This is a genomic window from Pseudomonas bubulae, assembly GCF_900618535.1.
Taxonomy (GTDB): domain Bacteria; phylum Pseudomonadota; class Gammaproteobacteria; order Pseudomonadales; family Pseudomonadaceae; genus Aquipseudomonas; species Aquipseudomonas bubulae.
On sequence record NZ_UYJA01000003.1, the window covers coordinates 170,923 to 190,609 of the forward strand.

The 19,687-nt window shown below is 58.7% G+C and carries 21 protein-coding genes; 12 read left to right on the forward strand and 9 right to left on the reverse strand.

Annotation, left to right across the window (positions count from 1 at the left end):
- The first annotated feature begins 38 nt into the window (after positions 1–38).
- The 3 genes from PPTH39_RS11760 to PPTH39_RS11770 are packed head-to-tail and all read left to right on the forward strand — an operon-like array spanning position 39 to position 3,289.
- The gene (locus PPTH39_RS11760) at positions 39–2,225 is read left to right on the forward strand and encodes an FUSC family protein (protein WP_130871997.1); all 2,187 of its coding nucleotides are present in this window, start codon (positions 39–41) and stop codon (positions 2,223–2,225) included.
- Complete coding sequence (locus PPTH39_RS11765; protein ID WP_016781859.1) at positions 2,215–2,415, forward strand: DUF1656 domain-containing protein; 201 nt, start codon at positions 2,215–2,217, stop codon at positions 2,413–2,415. Before PPTH39_RS11760 ends, PPTH39_RS11765 begins: the two co-directional genes overlap by 11 nt.
- Before the next feature lie 10 nt (positions 2,416–2,425).
- Positions 2,426–3,289, forward strand: a complete 864-nt coding sequence (locus PPTH39_RS11770) for an efflux RND transporter periplasmic adaptor subunit (RefSeq protein WP_016781860.1) — start codon at positions 2,426–2,428, stop codon at positions 3,287–3,289.
- Between the two features lie 109 nt (positions 3,290–3,398).
- Here the strand turns inward: PPTH39_RS11770 and PPTH39_RS11775 are convergent, their stop codons facing one another.
- A complete protein-coding gene (locus PPTH39_RS11775; protein WP_095018217.1) occupies positions 3,399–3,794 on the reverse strand; it encodes a DUF4440 domain-containing protein in 396 nt (131 codons plus the stop codon).
- 13 nt (positions 3,795–3,807) lie between these two features.
- On the reverse strand, positions 3,808–5,031 hold the full coding sequence (locus PPTH39_RS11780) for an MFS transporter (RefSeq protein WP_130871998.1): 1,224 nt from the start codon (positions 5,029–5,031) through the stop codon (positions 3,808–3,810).
- A gap of 109 nt (positions 5,032–5,140) precedes the next feature.
- Between PPTH39_RS11780 and PPTH39_RS11785 the strand changes: the two genes are divergently transcribed.
- Entirely contained in the window at positions 5,141–6,025 is an 885-nt protein-coding gene (locus tag PPTH39_RS11785; RefSeq protein ID WP_130871999.1) for a LysR family transcriptional regulator, read from the forward strand.
- 40 nt (positions 6,026–6,065) lie between these two features.
- Here the strand turns inward: PPTH39_RS11785 and PPTH39_RS11790 are convergent, their stop codons facing one another.
- The 3 genes from PPTH39_RS11790 to yaaA are packed head-to-tail and all read right to left on the reverse strand — an operon-like array spanning position 6,066 to position 8,201.
- A complete protein-coding gene (locus tag PPTH39_RS11790; protein WP_095001203.1) occupies positions 6,066–6,890 on the reverse strand; it encodes an SDR family oxidoreductase in 825 nt (274 codons plus the stop codon).
- A gap of 10 nt (positions 6,891–6,900) precedes the next feature.
- Entirely contained in the window at positions 6,901–7,365 is a 465-nt protein-coding gene (locus PPTH39_RS11795) for a multidrug transporter (protein ID WP_095001204.1), read from the reverse strand.
- Positions 7,366–7,421: 56 nt separating this feature from the next.
- Positions 7,422–8,201 carry a peroxide stress protein YaaA gene (gene yaaA / locus PPTH39_RS11800; RefSeq protein ID WP_130872000.1) on the reverse strand — a complete coding sequence of 260 codons (780 nt, stop codon included), beginning with the start codon at positions 8,199–8,201 and terminating at the stop codon, positions 7,422–7,424.
- 143 nt (positions 8,202–8,344) lie between these two features.
- On the opposite strand from yaaA, the gene PPTH39_RS11805 reads away from it, so the two are divergent.
- Positions 8,345–9,472 (forward strand): polysaccharide deacetylase family protein, encoded by a 1,128-nt coding sequence (locus tag PPTH39_RS11805; RefSeq protein WP_095024909.1) that lies wholly within the window; start codon positions 8,345–8,347, stop codon positions 9,470–9,472.
- A 47-nt stretch (positions 9,473–9,519) separates the two neighbouring features.
- Here the strand turns inward: PPTH39_RS11805 and PPTH39_RS11810 are convergent, their stop codons facing one another.
- Positions 9,520–9,840: a hypothetical protein gene (locus PPTH39_RS11810; protein ID WP_095018213.1), complete on the reverse strand. Its 321-nt coding sequence runs from the start codon at positions 9,838–9,840 to the stop codon at positions 9,520–9,522.
- Between the two features lie 565 nt (positions 9,841–10,405).
- Here PPTH39_RS11810 and PPTH39_RS11815 point away from each other — a divergent pair.
- Positions 10,406–11,800, forward strand: a complete 1,395-nt coding sequence (locus tag PPTH39_RS11815; RefSeq protein WP_095001208.1) for a PhoH family protein — start codon at positions 10,406–10,408, stop codon at positions 11,798–11,800.
- A 184-nt stretch (positions 11,801–11,984) separates the two neighbouring features.
- A complete protein-coding gene (locus PPTH39_RS11820) occupies positions 11,985–12,896 on the forward strand; it encodes a LysR substrate-binding domain-containing protein (RefSeq protein ID WP_095024908.1) in 912 nt (303 codons plus the stop codon).
- Here the strand turns inward: PPTH39_RS11820 and PPTH39_RS11825 are convergent.
- Complete coding sequence (locus PPTH39_RS11825; protein ID WP_095001210.1) at positions 12,885–13,331, reverse strand: DMT family transporter; 447 nt, start codon at positions 13,329–13,331, stop codon at positions 12,885–12,887. The genes PPTH39_RS11820 and PPTH39_RS11825 overlap by 12 nt on opposite strands.
- A 145-nt stretch (positions 13,332–13,476) precedes the next feature.
- Here PPTH39_RS11825 and moaC point away from each other — a divergent pair, with 145 nt between their 5' ends.
- The 3 genes from moaC to moaE are packed head-to-tail and all read left to right on the forward strand — an operon-like array spanning position 13,477 to position 14,644.
- Positions 13,477–13,950, forward strand: a complete 474-nt coding sequence (moaC, locus tag PPTH39_RS11830; RefSeq protein ID WP_095001211.1) for a cyclic pyranopterin monophosphate synthase MoaC — start codon at positions 13,477–13,479, stop codon at positions 13,948–13,950.
- Complete coding sequence (locus tag PPTH39_RS11835) at positions 13,947–14,192, forward strand: MoaD/ThiS family protein (RefSeq protein WP_095001212.1); 246 nt, start codon at positions 13,947–13,949, stop codon at positions 14,190–14,192. The genes moaC and PPTH39_RS11835 overlap by 4 nt, the downstream gene beginning before the upstream one ends.
- 2 nt (positions 14,193–14,194) lie before the next feature.
- Positions 14,195–14,644 carry a molybdopterin synthase catalytic subunit MoaE gene (gene moaE / locus PPTH39_RS11840; protein WP_095038762.1) on the forward strand — a complete coding sequence of 150 codons (450 nt, stop codon included), beginning with the start codon at positions 14,195–14,197 and terminating at the stop codon, positions 14,642–14,644.
- Between the two features lie 117 nt (positions 14,645–14,761).
- Here the strand turns inward: moaE and rhlB are convergent, their stop codons facing one another.
- Positions 14,762–16,258: an ATP-dependent RNA helicase RhlB gene (gene rhlB, locus PPTH39_RS11845; RefSeq protein WP_095001214.1), complete on the reverse strand. Its 1,497-nt coding sequence runs from the start codon at positions 16,256–16,258 to the stop codon at positions 14,762–14,764.
- A gap of 86 nt (positions 16,259–16,344) precedes the next feature.
- Positions 16,345–17,001, reverse strand: a complete 657-nt coding sequence (locus tag PPTH39_RS11850; protein WP_095001215.1) for an alpha/beta hydrolase — start codon at positions 16,999–17,001, stop codon at positions 16,345–16,347.
- A 406-nt stretch (positions 17,002–17,407) separates the two neighbouring features.
- On the opposite strand from PPTH39_RS11850, the gene PPTH39_RS11860 reads away from it, so the two are divergent.
- Both PPTH39_RS11860 and PPTH39_RS11865 read left to right on the forward strand, forming a co-directional pair.
- Complete coding sequence (locus PPTH39_RS11860; RefSeq protein WP_095001216.1) at positions 17,408–18,439, forward strand: amino acid ABC transporter substrate-binding protein; 1,032 nt, start codon at positions 17,408–17,410, stop codon at positions 18,437–18,439.
- Positions 18,440–18,504: 65 nt separating this feature from the next.
- Positions 18,505–19,686, forward strand: a complete 1,182-nt coding sequence (locus PPTH39_RS11865) for an amino acid ABC transporter permease (protein ID WP_130872001.1) — start codon at positions 18,505–18,507, stop codon at positions 19,684–19,686.
- The last annotated feature ends 1 nt before the right edge of the window (position 19,687 follow it).

A 19,687-nucleotide genomic window follows, 5' to 3' on the forward strand; every position in this document is an offset into this window, starting at 1 on the left:
ACCAATCCCCCTCGATGGCTAATTTTGAGAGCCTGTAGATGAACCACTTGCCCGCCCCGGTACGCTGGCTGTATTCCCTGGAATGGCGCCGTGGCTTTTTTGACTGGGCACGCAGCGATGGCGTGACCTGGGTGCATATTTTCAAAGTGCTGGTCGCCGCCTTTCTGACCCTGTGGCTGGCCATGCGCCTTGAGCTGCCGCAACCGCGCACCGCCATGATCACTGTCTTTATCGTGATGCAGCCGCAAAGCGGCCAGGTGTTCGCCAAAAGCTTTTACCGGTTTTTGGGCACCCTGACCGGCTCGGCGGTAATGGTGGCGCTGATCGCCCTGTTCGCGCAGAACACCGTGCTGTTTCTCGGTGCGATGGCGATCTGGGTGGGCATCTGCTCCGCCGGTGCTGCTCGCTGCCGCAACTTCCGTGCTTATGGTTTTGTGCTGGCCGGTTACACCGCTGCAATGGTCGGCCTGCCTGCCCTGGCCCACCCCGATGGCGCCTTTATGGCCGCGGTGTGGCGGGTGCTGGAGATCTCGCTGGGCATTCTCTGCTCCACCGTGGTCAGCGCTGCGATCCTGCCCAAAACGGCTGGCGCAGCAATGCATGACGCGCTGTACAAACGCTTTGGCGTATTTGCCGGTTTTGTTGCCGAAGGCCTGCGTGGCCAGTCCTCCCAGGAGGCCTACGAGGCCAGCAACGTGCGTTTTATCGGTGAAAGCGTGGGCCTGGAAGGCATGCGCAGCGTGACCGTATTTGAAGACCCGCATATGCGTCGTCGCAGTGGCCGCCTGAGTCGTTTGAACAGCGAGTTCATGGCCATTACTACGCGCTTCAATGCCTTGCACCAGTTGCTTGCACGTTTGCGCAGCCGTGGTGTGGTGGACGTAGTGTCGGCCATCGAGCCGGAGCTGGAGATCCTGGCGAAGTTGCTCGACACCTATGCCGGTCGCTCGTTGACGGATAAAGACGCGGCCTTGCTCGCCGAGCAACTGGATGCCTTCAAGGCGAGCCTGCCAGGGCATGTGCGTGCGTTACGGGTCAGGTTTCTGCAAAGCGAACCCAGCCCGTCTGACTTCCTCGACTTCAACACCGCCTACGAGCTGCTGTTCCGCTTTGTCGACGACCTGCACAACTACGCGCTGACCCACGCCTCGCTGGCCGATCACACCCACGAACGGGAGCGTTGGGACCAACCGTTTATTTCGCAGACCAACTGGTGGTCGGCGGCCGCTTCCGGGATTCGGGCAGCGTTTATCCTGGCCGTGCTCGGCACCTACTGGGTGATGACCGCCTGGCCCAGCGGCGCCATGATGACCCTGATCGCCGCCGCCACGGTGGGCTTGTCGGCAGCCACGCCCAACCCCAAACGCATGGCTTTTCAGATGGCCTGCGGGACCTTCCTGGGGGCGTTGATCGGCTTTGTCGAAATGTTTTTCGTGCTGCCTCATATCGACGGTTTCCCGCTGTTGTGTCTGGTGCTGACGCCGGTGATCGTGCTCGGTTCGTTCCTCACGTCGCGGGCCAATTACGCGGGTGTCGGCCTGGGCTTGCTGATCTTTTTCAGCACCGGCTCGGTCCCCGACAACCTGACGATCTATAACCCGTATCAGTTCATTAACGACTACATCGCGATGGTCATGGGCATGCTGGTCTGTGCGGCTGCCGGTGCGATTATCCTGCCGCCCAACAGCCGCTGGTTGTGGAGCCGTCTGGAGCAGGATCTGCGTGAACAGGTGGTGTATGCCATCAGTGGCAAGTTACGTGGTCTGAGCTCCAGCCTGGAAAGCCGTACCCGTGACCTGATGCATCAGGCTTACGGCCTGGCCGCCGGCAAGCCGCAGGTGCAACGCCAATTGCTGCGCTGGATGTTTGTGGTGCTGGAAGTCGGCCACGCAATTATCGAGCTGCGCAAGGAACAGGCCATTTTGCCGGTTCACCCGGCGTATGCCGAGGCCCAGCCGTGGCGCCAGGCCATCCGGGTCATGGGCCGGGCGCTGGTGCGGCTGTTTATCGCCCCCAGCGAAAGCAACCTGGAGCGCGCGCTGATTGCCGTCGATCACGCCATCAGCCGCGTGCAGTCTACCGACGAACCCTTTGCCCGCAACTTCGATACCTCGGCGTTGGTGCGGGTGCAAAGCTACCTGCATTTTATTCGTACATCACTGCTTGACCCGCAATCGCCGCTGGCCGCTTATGCCCAGCCGCAAGGACTTGAACATGCCTCGTGAAATCGCCTTCCACGGCGTCTACATGCCCACCATGACCCTGATGTTTTTTATCGCGGCGGGGTTGGCATGGGGCTTTGACCGACTGTTTTCCGGCTACGACCTGTACCGCTTCTTCTGGCACCCGGCGCTGCTGCGCCTGAGCCTGTTTGCTTGTCTTTTTGGCGCCATGGCGCTCACTGTTTACCGTTGAGACCGATCCGATGAAAAAGTTCTTCAGCCTGCTTGCCACCTTGCTGGTTTTGGCCCTTGCGATATGGATCGGCCGAACCCTGTGGGAACATTACATGAACACCCCGTGGACCCGTGATGGACGGGTGCGGGCCGATATCATCAACGTCGCGGCCGACGTCAACGGCTATGTGGTCGGCGTGCCGGTCAAGGACAACCAGTTGGTGAAAAAGGGCGACGTGCTGCTGGAAATCGACCCTGAGCACTACGAAATCATGGTCAAGCAAGCCCAGTCGCTGGTGGCCTCCCGCAAGGCAACCTGGGAAATGCGCAAGGTCAACGCCCATCGTCGGGCTGACATGGACAGCCTGGTGATTTCCCGCGAGAACCGTGACGACGCCAGCAACATCGCCGACTCGGCCCTGGCCGACTATCAGCACGCCCTGGCGCAACTGGACGCGGCGCAGCTCAACCTCAAGCGCACCAAGGTCCTGGCCACGGTCGATGGTTACGTGACCAACCTCAATGTGCATCGCGGCGACTATGCGCGGGTGGGTGATCCGAAAATGGCCGTGATCGACCAGGATTCGTTCTGGGTCTATGGCTTCTTTGAGGAAACCAAACTGCCGCATATCCGCGTGGGCGACAAAGCCGATCTGCAAATGATGAGCGGTGAAGTGTTGAAGGGCCACGTTGAAAGCATCTCGCGCGGTATCTACGACCGCGATAACCCCGAAAGCCGTGAGCTGGTGGCTGACGTTAACCCGACGTTCAACTGGGTGCGTCTGGCCCAGCGGGTACCGGTGCGGATCCATATTGACGAGATCCCCGATGGCTTCCTGCTGGCCGCGGGTACGACCTGTACGGTGATCGTGGATCAGGGCAAGGCCGAGTAAAGTTAATGTGGGAGCGGGCTTGCTCGCGATGGCCTCGACGCGGTTTGACTGAAACACCGCAGTGACGGCATCGCGAGCAAGCCCGCTCCCACAAGCGCGAGGCCGGGGTTCAAGCCGCGCAAAACGTCTCGTGCAAATGCCGCCACAGTATCTTGCCGTCGGCGTCTTTCTCGAATACCACGGTGGCGCGGCGGTCGGTGCGGTTGCCGTTGTGTTCCTCCTGCAGCTCGCGGTAGCTGACTACTGCACCACCTGGATGCAGGGCAATGCCCTTGAACTCGCTGAGGGTGATGTTCAGGCCCGGGCGCGCACCGCGCAGTTGTTCAAACAGTGTTTCTACGCCGTTGGCGTCCAGCACGTTGCCGCTGGGGGCAATCATCGAAAACTGCGGCGAAAACCGCGCCAGCAATACCGGCAGCACGCCGGGTTCCAGACCGGAAAACCAGCCTTCAATTTCGACGTGGGTTTCGCTTACCAGGTCGAAGTAGCGCTTATAGTCACTCATCAAAATCTCCAGGTCAGGGTGCGAGCAAGGCCAGCACGCGGGATGTATCAAGGCGTAGAACGGGAACCAGCGGCACCAGCGTCAATGCACCCCCGATGGCAAAGCATAGGGCAAAGGCGTGGGACGTCGAGGTGATTGCGGTCAATGTACCGAACAGGGCCATCATCAAGGCCGGGCCAAGCAGGAAGCTCAATTGGCGGTTGAGGTTCCACAGTGCACTGGCGTGGCCCATGTGTTCGGGTGCGATATCGATAAAGGCTGTGTTTTGTGCGCTGCTGCTGCACAGGCTGCCACCAAAGCCCATCACGGCGTACAGCGCCATGGGCAAGCCGATGCTGGAGCTATCGATTTGGGGCAGTAACGCAATACCCGCGGCTTGTACGCTCATGCCCAGCAGTAGCAAGGGTTTGGGGCCAAGGCGGTTGAACTGGTAGCGGCTCAGGGTGATGCCCAGTGCTGAAGCCAGAGCCCAGGGCAGCATCAGCATGCCGGTTTGCGTGGCGCTAAAACCCAGCTGGTGCAGGTACAAGATACTCACCAGTTGCGTGCCGATGAAAATGCCGGGGATAAACAGGTAGGTCAGCATTGCCACTTGCAGCAACGGGCTTTTGAGCAGGCGGCCCATATTGGCTGCGCCAGCTCGAATGCGCCTGTAAGTCATGGGCAATACGGGCTGCGCAGGCGGGTCGGGTTGCAGCCAGCAGACTGCCAGCAGCAGGGTAAGCAAGGTCAGTGGCAGATTGGCATAAAACACCCAGCGCCAAGTGAGCGCTTCGATCATCCAGCCGCCCAGTGCTGGCGACAGTGCGGGCACTAGCAGCGCCACCAGCAAAATCACTGAGGTCAGTCGGGCCCGGTCGCGGATCGGGAAGTGCCGATAGGCCATAGCCTGACCGACCGGAATCAACAGCCCGCCCCCCAGCCCCTGCAGCAGACGGTAGCCGATCAGAGCTTCAATTGAGGTCGCTTGGGCCACACACAACGACGCCACGCTGAATAATGTCAGTGAAAGCACGATCAGGCGTTTCTCACCAAACAGTTGGGTTAGCCATACGCTGGGCACAATGACCAGGATCAGGCCAAGCATGTAGGCATTGCCAATCCACGCCAGTTGTGTGACCGAGGCATGCAGCTGCTGGCTGATATCCGGGTAGGCGATCGAGGCTGCGAACATATTCACCAGATCCAGGGCAAATCCCAGCAGATACACCAGCGCGACTTTATTGCGGTAAGCCATGGGTGGCTCCTTTTCAGTAGAGTGCACAGTAAGCAGATTTGGCTTATGGAGGAACCGTCCGTCTGCTGCTAGATTGTCAAAATTATTTTGACAATTGGCAGGTTTCTCTATGGTCAGCCTCGACCGGTTCGACACCTTCAAGGCCGTGGTCGAAGCAGGCTCCCTTACCGCCGCGGCTGATTTACTGGGGCAAACCCGTGCGGTGGTCAGCTTCAATATCAAGCGTCTAGAGGCTGAGCTGGGCGTGACCCTGCTAACGCGCAACACCCGACGGTTGGCCCTGACTGAGGCGGGTGAGCGCTTTTACCAGCGCTGCCTGAGCATGCTGGAAGAGGCCCGGCTGGCGATTGACGAAGCGCGCAGCGAACACACCGAACTCAAGGGCACGCTGCGCATCACCACCACCGTTGAATATGCCCTGGCCAAGGTGGTGCCGGCGCTGGAGCTCTTCCGTGCCTTGCACCCTGACCTCAACGTCCAGCTGTCGACCTCATCGACCCACGCGGATCTGATCTCCGAGCGTTTTGACGTGGCCTTGCGACTGGGTCGCGTGCTCGACTCCAGCCATCGTGCTGTGCAGTTGAGCACTTTCGGCATTCTGCCGGTGGCCTCGCCGGCGTTCGTTGCCAGCGTGGTGCCGATAGACAGCGTGCACGCGCTTGAGCAAACGCCGTGGCTGGAGCATGGCCGGGTTGGGGAGTTGACTATTACCGAGGTGAGCAGCGGTGTGGTCCGTCCTTACCAGCCCAACCCCTGCAAGGCGCGCATCAGGGCGGACAATTCATCGGTGTTGCAGGCGTTTGCCCTGACCGGGCAAGGCGTGGCGATCCTGCCCGACTGGCTGATCGAGGAGGATTTGCGCACGGGGCGGCTGGTACATCTGCTGCCCGAATGGCAACTGAGCCGCCAGGGGGTGTACGCGCTCTACCCCGATACACGGCATTTGCCGCTGACGGTGCGGGTGTTTATCGATTTTATGAAGGCGTATGCATAGGCCAGTGCTATCACCCGTAGCAGCTGCTACATAATGAGTGTCAGGCACGGGTATTGAGGCCGAACCGCTTCATCAGGATTTTTTCCAGTAGGGCAGCGGGCACCAGCGCAGCCAGCAGCGGCAAGGCGCGGCTGCCATTACCGTAACGCAGCAACATCGGTGGCTTGGGTTTCATGACGGCCTTGAATACTGCGTCGGCAAAGGCTGTGGCCGGGGTGGGATTGTCTTGTGAGGCCCTGGCCCTGGCGCGAATACCGTCGCGCATGGGCCACCAGGCGGAGCTCTCGGCAATCAACTGCTCGGCCTGGGCGCTGGCATTTTTCGCGAAGCTGGTATCAATGGCCCCGGGCTGCACTTCCAGCACGCCAATGGCAAAAGGCGCCAGCTCCATGCGCAGGGCATCACTCAAGGCATGTACTGCAGCTTTAGAGGCACAGTAGGCGCCGGCAAACGGGGTGACCAGTACCCCGGAAACACTGCCGATATTGACCACCAAGCCCTTGTTGCGGCGCAGCGCCGGGAACAGCGCGCGGGTAACGCCCACAATGGAAAATACATTGGTTTCAAATTGCTGCTGCAAGCCCTCGACGCCGCCATCGAGCAGGGGGCCCATAGCGCCGAAACCTGCATTGTTTATCAGCACGTCCAGCCCGCCGCCTGCCTGCTCCAGGCGCTCGGCCAATTGCTCCAACCCCTGCGGATCATTGACGTCCAGTTGCACAGCGGCAAACCCCGCCGCAGCCAATAGTGCTACATCCCCAGGCTTGCGGGCGCAGGCCCAGACATCATGCCCCGCCACCTTGAAAGCATCGGCCAGGGCGCGGCCAATACCGCTGGAACAACCGGTGATCAAAACACGCAGCATGGGAACATCCTTAATTGGAAAAACTGCCTTGCAGGCGTTCTGCCCGAAACTCGAGGGTTTGCGGGCGATAACCCGTGCGCAGCGGCGGCATCGGCAAGCAGTCCTGCCAGCTTGCCCCTGCTTGCAATTCGCCGGGGCCGCGGTAGCGCGGGGCGGTGTAAAGGTTGTCGGCAAGATTGACGGTGTCGCCCGGTGCATAGGCGGCAATGCGCCAGCCAAGTTCGACCAGTGGTACGTCATTGCTGTTTTTCAGGGTCAGTTGCAGCGGTCGGTCTGCCGGGCATTGGGCAGGGTCATAGACGATGCGCAGTTCCAGACGTGCCAGTTGTGCCGCCTCACGGCTGTCCAGCCACGCCACCGAGGCTGCAACTATCGCCAGCCCCAGTACGGCAGCCAGTGAGACCGGCAAGGCCTTGGCCGGGTAGCGCAACAACAGGACAAGCCAGGTGATGATCAATAAAACGCCGATAAACATGGCTGGGCCTCTTGCAGGGAATACCTATAACTTACCAGCATGAGGCATGCAGCGGGTCACTGCGGGGCGTGGTCGCGCAAAAACACCAGCAAATCCGGCTTGGACTGCTCGGCGCTGAAGCGATAACCCTGCTCATCAAACTGCTTGAGGTGCTCAGGGTTGTCGATGCGCTCCTTGATCACAAACCGGCTCATCATGCCTCGGGCTTTTTTCGCATAGAAACTGATGATTTTATGCTGGCCGTTTTTCAGGTCCTTGAACTCGGTATTGATGATGCGGGCGTTCAATGCCGACTTTTTTACCGCCGAGAAGTATTCGTTGGATGCCAGATTGAGCAGTACGTCATCGCCTTGTTCGGCCAGGGCCTGGTTGAGCCATTCGCTGATGTGCGTGCCCCAGAACGCGTACAGGTCCTTGCCCCGTGCGTTGGCCAGTTTGGTGCCCATTTCCAGGCGATACGGCATCATCAGGTCCAGCGGACGCAGCAGGCCGTAGAGCCCCGAGAGCATGCGCAGGTGGCTTTGCGCATAGTCGAAGTCGGCCTCGCTGAAGTCCACGGCATTGAGGCCGGTGTAGACATCGCCCTTGAATGCCAGCAGTGCCTGCTTGGCATTGGCGGGGGCAAAGGCGGGCGTCCAGCTGCCAAAGCGCGCCGCGTTGAGGCCCGACAGCTTGTCGGATAAATGCATCAGCTCGCCAATCTGTTGCGGGCTCAGTTCGCGCAATTGTTCGATCAATTCCTGGGAATGGTCCAGGTACTGGGGCTGGGTGAAACGTGCTGTGGCGGGCGGCGTTTCATAATCGAGGGTTTTAGCGGGTGAAATCACCATCAGCATGGGGTTGTCTCCTTTTAGCGTCGGGGGATTCTAGGCGTTGGCGCAGTTTGACTCCACCTATGAACGCGATAGATCCCCCAACGCCTGCGGGGTCGGGCACTGGTCGGGTTATAGTGCAGTCAGTTTTTACAGGGGGTTGATCAGTGCGCATTGCTCTTTTCTTGTGGGTCTGGCTGGTGTGTGCCGGGGCGGTGGCGGCACCTGTCGAGCCCGCGACGCTGGATCGCAGCACATGGCCCGAACAATTGACCAGCCCGGCCTTGTTCGATGTTGCCTCGCGTGCCGAAATACTCGCTTTTGCCCATGCCTTGATGGTCAGCGAAGCGCTGGATGAAAGCGCCCTGAAACAGCGGTTGGGTCTGAAAATAATCAATGTTGAGGCAATAGATGCTCTGCGCCAGCGGATGTGGCAGCGGTTACTGACCAACTACAACCTGGCGCAGCAAAGTTGCGATCAGGATGCTTCGTTCTGCTATTACGTCGATGACATGGACAGTCTGCGTGAGCAGGCGGGCAAGTTCGCAATCGCCGATGACTCGTTTTATGTGGCCTGGGCCGAGCCCGGCCGTGAGTTTCACCAGCGCTACCTGGATGAGCAATTACGCATGGCGGCGCTGCTCCCGCAAATCAGCAGTGAAATCGCTCTGTTGGGCGACCAGGAAGTCAACGGCGAGACGATGCACGACCGGCTGTTTTTGTTGACCTTCGACAGCGGCCCCACGCAATTGCCGGGCACTACTGACTGGCTGACCGGGTACCTGCGCAAGCAATCCATCAGCGGGATTTTTTTCGTGCTGGGTAACAGCTTGCAGGTGCGTCTCGACAAGGAAGGCGCGCTGGCCTTGCAGGCGCTCTACAAGGGACAGTGTGTGGGCGTGCAGGGCTGGGAGTACCGTTCCCACAGTCACTGGAAAGACTGGCAGGACTCTATTGCGCGTAGCGCCGCCCTGGTCAATCAGGTTGTGCCGCAGCGCTACGTGCCTCTGTTTCGCCCGCCCTACGGGCAGCGCCGGGCCGACAGCGGCGGTTTTTTTGAGGCTCAGGGCATGCGGGTGGCCTTGTGGGGCATCGATGCCCAGGACTTGGCGACGAGCTTGAACGGCGAGCAGTCAGCCCATCGAGTATTGACCCTGATGCTGCTTTGGCGGCATGGGGTGATTGCGTTTCATGACACCCAGGACAAGGTGCGTACGGCATTACCCTGGCTGATGAACGCTACCTCACAAAGTGGATTGGGCTGGGACAGTTGTGAAGCGCTCGGTGAGCGCTAGACCATTCCTCCTGGCCCGCCGGCTTCGATGGGCCAGGAAACACGGCGTTACAGCAGGCGCAGTGCCAGATGGCTGCCTGCGCGCAGGTATTCAACCTGGGCGGTGATTGCATCCTTGACGATGGCTTCACCGGTATCGGTCAGCTTGGCGTTCTTGGCATCGATTACTGCCAGTTGCAGCAATTGCATGGCGACATCCATGGCCTTTTGAAAAGCGGTCGTATTGTTGTGATGGCCAAAGTGCTCAATGATCCTTTCCATTCTTTCATCAGCATTGTCGCGCAGCTGTTCGTACTCGGTAAACGAAACGCTGCCGTCCTTGTAAATATCGAGCAGCAATTGTTCCAGTGTTTTGGAGATGGGAGTCATACAGTCATCCTTTCGCAGTAACGCGGTCGCGGTATTTATTCGTCACCTGAAGAGGGGTGCGTCAGTACCGTGACCTCGTGCATTAATGAAGGTGTTGCGCGGAGTTGAATCAGAAAATCACCACGGAAGTGACGGTTAGCGGACTCAGTACCAGCTGCAGCTTAATGCGGGCGAAAAGATGCTGGCGCAGGGTTTGTCCTGGATCTATGTAGGAATTAACTGGCTTTAATGAAGGGGTGTCGAATTCAGGTTTGAGCGCTGCTCACTGCCGCGACAGAGGACGAACAGGTTGATTGCAGCGTTTTTTAATATCGGTAGATCTATTAGCTTAGTTGCGGTCCCGGAATGCGCCAAGGGTTGTTCGTCATTCAAAAAATAAAGTGCTGGAATGTGAAAAAACATTTTTTTTGTCACACATTTAGGAGTATTACGAAGACAGACGGCCGAAACCTGCGAAACAGGTGGCGTCTTCCAGGACGCCATCGGGCAGGGTATACGGCAGTCACTTCGAGGCGCAGCACTGTTGCGGTATTGCGTCGAATGGCTCCCACAAAGGTGACCGAGTATGGATGATCACGGACGCACTCCTTCTTCCAACCAGCCAATCCTTTATGTACTCGATACCAATGTTCTGATTCACGATCCAAACGCAATGCTTAACTTCGAGGAACACCACGTCGCGATCCCGATGACGGTGCTCGAAGAGCTCGACAAGCTCAAAACCGGCAAATTACTGGTGGCAGCCGAGTGCCGTCAGGCCATTCGCCTCATTGACCAGTTGCTGGGGGTTGCCACCCCCGATGACGTCGAAAAAGGTGTGCCGATCCAGCGCGGCAAAGGCGCACCTAAGGGCTTCCTGTCGATCATGATGAGCAAGCGCCGCGAGCCCAACGCGTTGCTGCCCGAAAACCTCAACGACAACATCATCATCAACCAGTTGATCGACTTGCACGCCCGTGAGCCGCAATTGCGCGTGGTGCTGGTCACCAAAGACATCAACATGCGCCTGAAGGCCCGGGCTTGCGGGATCGAGTCCGAGGATTACAGTACCGACCAGCTGGTTGACGACGTGTCGATGCTCTCGCGCGGCTATCACACCATGACCGGTTCGTTCTGGGACCGCGTCAACAAGGTCGAAACCCGCCAGGGGCATGGCCGTACCTGGCATCAGGTGCAAATGAACGAAAACCTGCCGGCGGTGCATATCAATGAATTCATCATTGATGAGCAGGGCTTTGTCGGCTGGATCAAGGAGGTGCGCAAGGATCAGTTGCTGATCCTCGACATGCATCAGGAACCGCTGCTGCACCAGGAAGCCTGGGGCCTCAAACCGCGGGATATTTACCAGGGGCTGGCGCTGTTTGCTTTGCTCGACCCGGACATTCACCTGGTCAACCTGTCGGGTGCGGCGGGATCGGGCAAGACCATCCTTGCGCTGGCGGCAGCGATTGAACAAACCATGGTCAGCAAACGCTACCGGCGGATTATCTGTACCCGCAGCGTGCAGGGCCTGGACCAGGAAATCGGCTTCTTGCCGGGCACCGAAGCCGAAAAAATGGAGCCTTGGCTGGGTGCCATTACTGACAACCTCGAAGCTCTGCACATGGATGATGAAAATACCCACGGCAGCGTCGACTACATTCTGAGCAAGGTGCCGTTGCAGTTCAAATCCCTGAACTACATCCGCGGTCGCAGTTTCCAGCAGAGCCTGATCCTGATCGATGAGTGCCAGAACCTGACACCGCACCAGATGAAAACCATCATTACCCGTGCCGGTGCCGGTTCCAAAGTGGTATGCCTGGGTAACCTGGCACAGATCGATACCCCCTACCTGTCGGCCACCAGTTCGGGGCTGACCTACCTGACGGAGCGTTTCAAAGACTTCCCCAACGGTGTGCATATAGCCCTGCAAGGGGTGCCTCGCTCGATTCTGGCGGAATACGCCGAGTCACATTTGTAACTTGCCTGAAGGTGGGAGCGGGCTTGCTCGCGATGAAGATGACGCGGTATCCCAGATACACCGCGCCACTTTCATCGCGAGCAAGCCCGCTCCCACTGGCGTTTTGGCTTCATGTAAGCTGACGGCGGTTGCGCGCATGGATCATGCAGCGTTGCCCTGGAGTTGGCCAAGACAGGAGCGTCAGGTGTTACTGCGTAATATCGATTTGAATCTGCTGGTGGTGCTCGATGCGCTGCTCACGGAAAAACACGTAACCCGCACCGGTGTTCGTTTGCATTTGAGCCAGCCCGCCATCAGCCACTCACTGAACAAACTCAGGGTGCTGCTTGATGACCCGTTGCTGATTCGCCAGGGCAACGAAGTGGTGCTGAGCGTGATGGCGCAAAATCTCCAGGCGCCGCTCAAGGCCATCCTGGGACAGATCGAAACGCTGCTCGGCCAGTCCATCGATTTTGTGCCGGCAGAATCACAGCGCACCTTTCGCCTGGCCATGTCCGATTACGGCGCGACCATCGTGTTGCCAAAACTGCTGGTGCTGCTGCGCGAGCAAGCACCGGACACTTCGCTGGTGGTCATCCAGGACAGCCGCCTGGGCATGCTGGAGCAGATCGAGCAGGGCAAGATCGATCTGGCCGTTGGGGTTTTCCCCACGATGCCAGCAGATATCTGCAGCGATGTATTGTTTGAAGAAACCTTTACCTGCCTGCTCAATCGTCGTTCGCTCCCGGACAATGGCGTGCTCGATCTGGACAGCTATCTGGCGCGCCCGCACCTGCTGGTGTCGACGGATGGCAATACCCAGGGCGAGGTCGATAACGTGTTGCACGCCCGGGGGTTGCAGCGCCGGGTTGCGGTCAATGTGCCGCACTGGGGCACGGCACCGGGGATGATTACCGACACCGACCTGATTCTTACTGTGGCCACCCGTACCCTGGACAACCTGTCATTTGGCGACAGCCTGGTGGCACTGCCGCCTCCCATGACGATAGCGCCGTTCAACTATGTGCAGGTCTGGCATCAGCGTTTCAACGAAGACCCGGCTCATCGCTGGCTGCGGGATCTGGTCAGGCAAGTGAGTGCGCCTTCAGCCGCGTGAAGCGATGACAAAACCTGCCAGCACCACGCTGACCCCGAGCAGTTTTTGCAGGCTGGGGGTGTTTCTTGGCAAACCCAGCAAGCCGAAGTAATCGATCAGCAGTGAACTGATCAACTGGCCCACCACCACCGCCATGATGAAGTTCAGCGCCCCCAGGCGCGGCACGCTGATCAGCGCCACGGTGATGTAAAACACCCCGGCCAGCCCGCCGAGCCAGATCCACCAGGGGCCGGTGAGCAGGGCCGCGAGATTGGGGCGGGGCACTTTGACAATCAGCATTACCAGCGCAATCGCCAGGCCGCTGATCAGTAATGAGATCACGGTGGCCCAAAAGGGATGGCCCAGCACCACGCCCAATCGAGCGTTACTGCCCGCTTGCAGGGGCACCGCAGCACCCGCCAGCAGGCTCAGGGCAATGGCAATAAAAAGTGGCATAGGTATGACTCCAAAGTTTTGACCTTTGTACGGCGATTGCCTGCGGGCGGCCAATTCCATGTTCTGATGCGCGGTATTCGCGGGGTCGATGGCCTTAAGCTGACCCTCGGGTTTACAATCGATACTCCTCTCTGGAGTACCCCCTGTGCTGACTCACTTAGATTCCCAAGGCCGCGCCAACATGGTCGATGTCACCGACAAAGCGGTGACCTCCCGTGAGGCTGTGGCACAAGCGGTGGTGCGCATGCGCCCTGAAACCCTGGACATGATCATCAGTGGCGGTCACCCCAAGGGTGATGTGTTTGCCGTGGCGCGGATTGCCGGGATCCAGGCAGCGAAGAAAACCTCGGACCTGATCCCTTTGTGCCATCCGTTGATGCTCACCAGCGTCAAGGTTGAGCTCAGTGCCCAAGGCAGCGACGCGGTATTGATCGTGGCGCGCTGCAAGCTGTCCGGGCAGACCGGCGTCGAAATGGAAGCCCTGACCGCCGCCAGCGTTGCAGCCCTGACTATTTACGACATGTGCAAGGCGGTCGATCGCGGCATGACCATCGAAGGTGTGCGCGTACTGGAAAAGCTCGGCGGCAAGAGCGGGCACTTTCAGGCGGATGCGTCATGAAGCTCAAAGTGGTTTTCTTTGCCCGCTATCGCGAGGTTCTGGGGCTGGATAGTGAGGCAGTGGAGGGCGGGTTCGTCTCCATTGAGCAGTTGCGCGCGCACCTGACGCAACGCGGTGGTGCCTGGCAGGTGCTGGCCGAGCCCAACCTGATGTGTGCGCGCAATGAAGAGCTGTGCAAGCTCGCCGAACCCCTGGCGGACGGCGACGAAGTGGCATTTTTTCCGCCCGTGACCGGAGGCTGAACATGGCGATTCGGGTGCAAGCGGCGGCCTTTGATCCTGGCGCTGAAGTCAATGTACTGCATGCCGCGAATCTGGGCGTGGGCGCAGTGGTGAGTTTTGTCGGTTATGTGCGCGACTTCAATGACGGCCGTGACGTGGCGGGGATGTTCCTGGAGCATTATCCGGGCATGACCGAGAAAGCCCTGGGCAAAATTATTGATGAAGCTGCGCAGCGCTGGCCGCTGCTCAAGCTTGAAGTGCTGCACCGTATTGGCCTGCTGGAGCCGGGAGAGCCGATTGTGTTTGTTGGCGTAGCCAGTGCTCACCGTCAGGCCGCTTTCGATGCCTGCAGTTTTGTGATGGATTATCTGAAAACCCGCGCCCCGTTCTGGAAAAAAGAACAGACCCCCTCAGGCCCGCGATGGGTGGAGGGGCGGGTGAGCGATGAAGTGGCGGCGCAGCGCTGGAAGTAATCAAGCCCTGTAGCCGCTGAAGCAGGCTGCGATAAGGGCCGCAGGCCCTTCAAAAAGCGGGGCCGCTTCGCAGCCCATCGCAGCCTGGTGCCTCGGCAGCGGCTAAAGACTTGCGTATCAGGCCGTTGCAGTCGGGTCCTGCGGCTTGCGCACAGCGCGTACGACAGGGCGCAGCAGCTCGGCTGGCGGCGTTTCGCAGCTGATTTTACGACCTAGCAGGGCTTCGATCGACGGCAACTGGTACGAGTCGTCTTCACCGGCAAAACTGATCGATACACCGCTGGCGCCAGCACGGCCGGTACGGCCAATACGGTGTACATAGTCGTCCGGCACTTCAGGCAGGGTGAAGTTGATCACGTGGCTGATGCCATCAATGTGGATGCCACGACCTGCAACGTCGGTAGCTACCAGCACGCGGATCTTGCCTTCGCGGAAGCCTTCCAGGGTCTTGATACGTTTGTGCTGCGGTACATCCCCCGACAGTTGCGCCGCGTTGATACCGTCACGTACCAGGCGCTCTTCGATGCGGCGCACTTCGTCCTTGCGGTTGGCAAATACGATCACCCGTTCCCAGCCATTGTCGTTGACCAGGTTGAACAACAGCTTGTACTTGTCGGCACCGGCGACGGCATAGACGTGCTGCTCAACCATGTCACTGGCGACGTTGACCGCTTCGATCTCGACGATGGCAGGGTCTGTGGTCCATTGCTTGGCCAGGTTCATCACGTCCTCGGTAAAGGTCGCGGAGAACAGCAGCGTCTGACGTTCGGCTTTTGGTGGCGTTTGACGAATGATCTGGCGTACTTGCGGGATGAAGCCCATGTCCAGCATGCGGTCGGCTTCGTCGAGCACCATCACTTCGACCATGTCCAGATGCACTTCGCCGCGCTGGTTGAAGTCCAGCAGACGGCCCGGTGTGGCCACCAGAATGTCGCAATGGCGGGCTTCAAGCTGCTTGAGTTGCTTGTCGAAGTCCATGCCGCCCACGAATGTCATGACATTGAGGTCGGTGTACTTGGTCAGGTCGGCCGCGTCCTTGGCGATCTGCACCACCAGCTCACGGGTCGGCGCGATGATCAGAGCGCGTGGTTCGCCCATGTAACGCTCTTTTGGCGGCGGCGTCTGGGTCAACTGGCTAATGATCGAGATCAGGAACGCAGCCGTCTTGCCCGTACCGGTCTGGGCACGGCCAATGGCGTCACGCCCGCTCAGGGTATAGCCCAGTACGCCTGCCTGGATCGGCGTGCAGTACGGGAAACCAAGATCCTGGATGGCGTGCATCAGCTCGGGGGCGAGCTTGAAATCGTGAAAGCGGACTTTGCCTTCTTGTGGCTCGACGGCGAAGTCTTCGAGTTTCCAGGGAATGACCGGTGGCTTGGGGGCCGCCTCACGCCGTGGCTTGGCAATTTTGGGTTTTTCGATACGCGGTTGTTCAGCAGCGGATTGTGCGTCGGGAGTGTTCACCGGCTCAGGGGCTGGAACAGGAGCAGAACGGCCAGGTTGTTGCGCGTCGGTTCGCGCTCTGGCGTTGCCTGGAGGTGTAACGGAAGCTGGCGCGAGCGGCTCAGCCTCGCTTTTACCGAATATTTTTTTAAGTGCTTTGAGCACGGTCATCTCATCAGTTGGTTAAGGAGTATACGCCGGGCAGTGTAATGCAAGTCGGGCGCTCGGCGTGTAGTGAACGACGGGATGTTTCGGTTTTAGCTCAGATGTTTCGTCAGCCAGGTACCGATATCGCTTATTTCCTCTGGTAACACTTCATGGCCCATTGGGTACTCCTGCCATGTAACGGACACACCTGCGGCTTTCAAATGCTCATAAGCCGTACGACCCATAGCGTTTTGGACTACATCATCGTACTGCCCGTGCAGGCACAAAGCCGGGATTCGCTGCTGGCTGGCCGACAATGGCAGTCCTTCGTTGAAGGTTGGCGCATAGGTTGAAAGGGCAATAACGCCACCCAGTGGGCCCTGCCATTTCAAATAAGCGGTATGGAAAACCACGGCGCCACCTTGTGAAAACCCGGCCAGAAAAATCCGGCTGGCGTCGATACCGCTCTGGCGCTGGGCTTCGATCAAGGCAATGACCATGTCGGCCGACTCTTCGAGCTCTTCTTCACTGATCGAGCGGGCAGGACTCATGGCCTTGATGTCGTACCAGCTAGGCATGGCATAGCCGCCATTGATGGTCACGGCGCGGGTTGGAGCCTGCGGCAATACAAAGCGCGTGGTCAGCAACGACTGTTGCAGGATCTCAGCCACCGGCATGAAGTCATAACGGTCGGCACCCAGACCGTGGAGCCAGATAACACAGGCGTCTGCGGTTTTTTGAGGCTGGATGATCAGGGGTTGGGTCATGGCTGCTCCATCGTTGTGCATGTGCGCAAATCGGGTGCGCTACAAGTGTGCTTGATCGACTAAGGATTACAGAATATGTCGCGTGCTTGAACGTTTTTTCCTGCATTACCTACTGAACTTACTTAGGGGCCAAGAGTGGTACGCGCCTTGCTATGTGGACAGTGGCGTGAATGCGCCCCCTTTGGACGGTAACACTAACAGGGGGGGCTGCAAAAATCCCGAGGTTGGAGTTAGACAAGGAATTCAACAGCTCAAGTGAGCGCTTCAGTTTGACGGTTCGTGCGATGCACCCATCGCTCAAGGCTTATGCCGCTTGACCCAATAAAAAGCCAACATGGGTCAACAGTGCCTCACAAGGGGGCGGCGGGCCTTGTTCAAACACAAAAAAGCAGCACTGGAGGTTTGAATGAAGCAATTGAAATCCACCCTGGCTTTGGCCACAGCAGCCATCGTGTTACTCAGTGCCAGCGGTTTTGCCCACGCAGGCGCGACCCTGGACAGTGTCAAGAAGAAAGGTTTTGTGCAATGTGGCGTGAGTGACGGTTTACCGGGCTTTTCGGTACCGGATAAAGACGGCAAGATCATGGGGATCGATGCGGATGTCTGTCGTGCAGTGGCCGCCGCAGTGTTTGGCGATGCTACCAAGGTCAAGTTCAGCCAGTTGAACGCCAAGGAGCGTTTCACCGCGCTGCAATCGGGCGAAGTCGATGTGTTGTCGCGCAATACCACCTGGACCAGTTCCCGTGATGCGGGCATGGGCATGGTGTTCGCGGGCGTGACCTATTACGACGGCGTCGGCTTTTTGGTCAACAACAAGCTGGGGGTAAAAAGTGCCAAGGAACTGGACGGTGCAACCATCTGTATCCAGGCCGGCACGACTACCGAGCTGAATGTGTCGGATTACTTCCGCGCCAATAACCTCAAGTACACCCCGATCACCTTCGACACCTCTGATGAAAGCGCCAAGTCTCTGGAAAGCGGCCGTTGCGACGTGTTGACCTCCGACAAGTCCCAGTTGTACGCACAGCGTAGCAAGCTGGCCAACCCGAGCGACTATGTCGTATTGCCTGAAACCATCTCCAAGGAGCCTCTGGGGCCTGTCGTGCGCAAGGGCGACGAAGACTGGTTCAGCATTGTGAAGTGGACCCTGTTCGCCATGCTCAATGCTGAAGAAGCCGGCATCACCTCGAAAAACGTTGTGGCTGAAGCCAAATCCACCAAAAACCCGGATGTCGCCCGCTTGCTGGGTGCTGACGGCGAATACGGCAAAGACCTGAAACTGCCAAAAGACTGGGTGGTGCAGATTGTCAGCCAGGTGGGTAACTACGGTGAAGTCTTCGAGAAAAACCTCGGTAAAAACACGCCTCTGGCCATCGACCGCGGGCTGAACGCTCTGTGGAATAACGGCGGCATTCAATACGCACCCCCTGTGCGCTGATAGCCCTTTCATCCGGCAGGCCAACTGCCGGGTGATGTTGTCTGATCCATTGTTAGGGGCACTTCATGCAAATTAAAGTCGGCGCACCCAAGCCCAGGCTCAGCCTCGGCGATCCACGTGTGCGTGCGTGGTTATTTCAGATCGTCACCGTCGCGCTGGTGGTCTTTATGGGCTGGTATCTGTTCAACAATACCCAGACCAACCTGCAACATCGCGGCATTACTTCGGGTTTTGACTTTCTGGAGCGCAGTGCCGGGTTTGGCATTGCGCAGCATTTGATTGATTACACCGAGTCCGACAGTTATGCGCGGGTCTTTCTGATCGGGTTGCTCAACACCTTGCTGGTGTCCGTGATCGGTATCGTCCTGGCGACGATCCTGGGGTTTATCATCGGCGTGGCACGCCTGTCGTCGAACTGGATGATCAGCAAGCTGGCAACGGTGTATGTGGAGATCTTTCGCAATATCCCGCCATTGCTGCAAATCCTGTTCTGGTACTTCGCGGTCTTCCTGACCATGCCAGGGCCACGCAACAGCCATAACTTTGCCAACACCTTCTATATGAGCAGCCGTGGCCTGAACATGCCGGCCGCAGTGGGTACGGATGCCTTCTGGCCGTTTGTGGCCAGTGTGGTGCTGGCTATCGTGGCCGTGGTGCTGATGGTCCGTCGGGCCAACAAGCGCTTTGAAGACACCGGCGAGCCATTTCACAAGTTCTGGGTCGGGCTGTTCTTGCTGCTGGCGATTCCTGGCCTGTGCGTGTTGCTGTTCGGTACCCCGGTGCACTGGGAGATGCCACAGCTCAAGGGCTTCAACTTTGTCGGTGGCTGGGTGCTGATCCCGGAACTGTTGGCGCTGACCATTGCGTTGACGGTGTACACCGCGGCCTTTATTGCCGAAATCGTACGGTCGGGGATCAAGTCCGTCAGCCACGGTCAGGCCGAAGCCGCCCGCTCGCTGGGGCTGCGCCCGGGGCCGACGCTGCGCAAGGTAATCATCCCGCAAGCGCTGCGGGTGATCATCCCGCCTTTGACCAGCCAATATCTGAACCTGGTGAAAAACTCGTCGCTGGCGGCGGGCATCGGTTATCCGGAAATGGTTTCACTGTTTGCCGGCACGGTCCTCAACCAGACCGGGCAAGCGATTGAAGTCATTGCCATCACCATGAGCGTGTACCTGGCCATCAGCATCAGCATTTCGCTGCTGATGAATTGGTACAACACGCGCATTGCGCTGATCGAGCGATGAG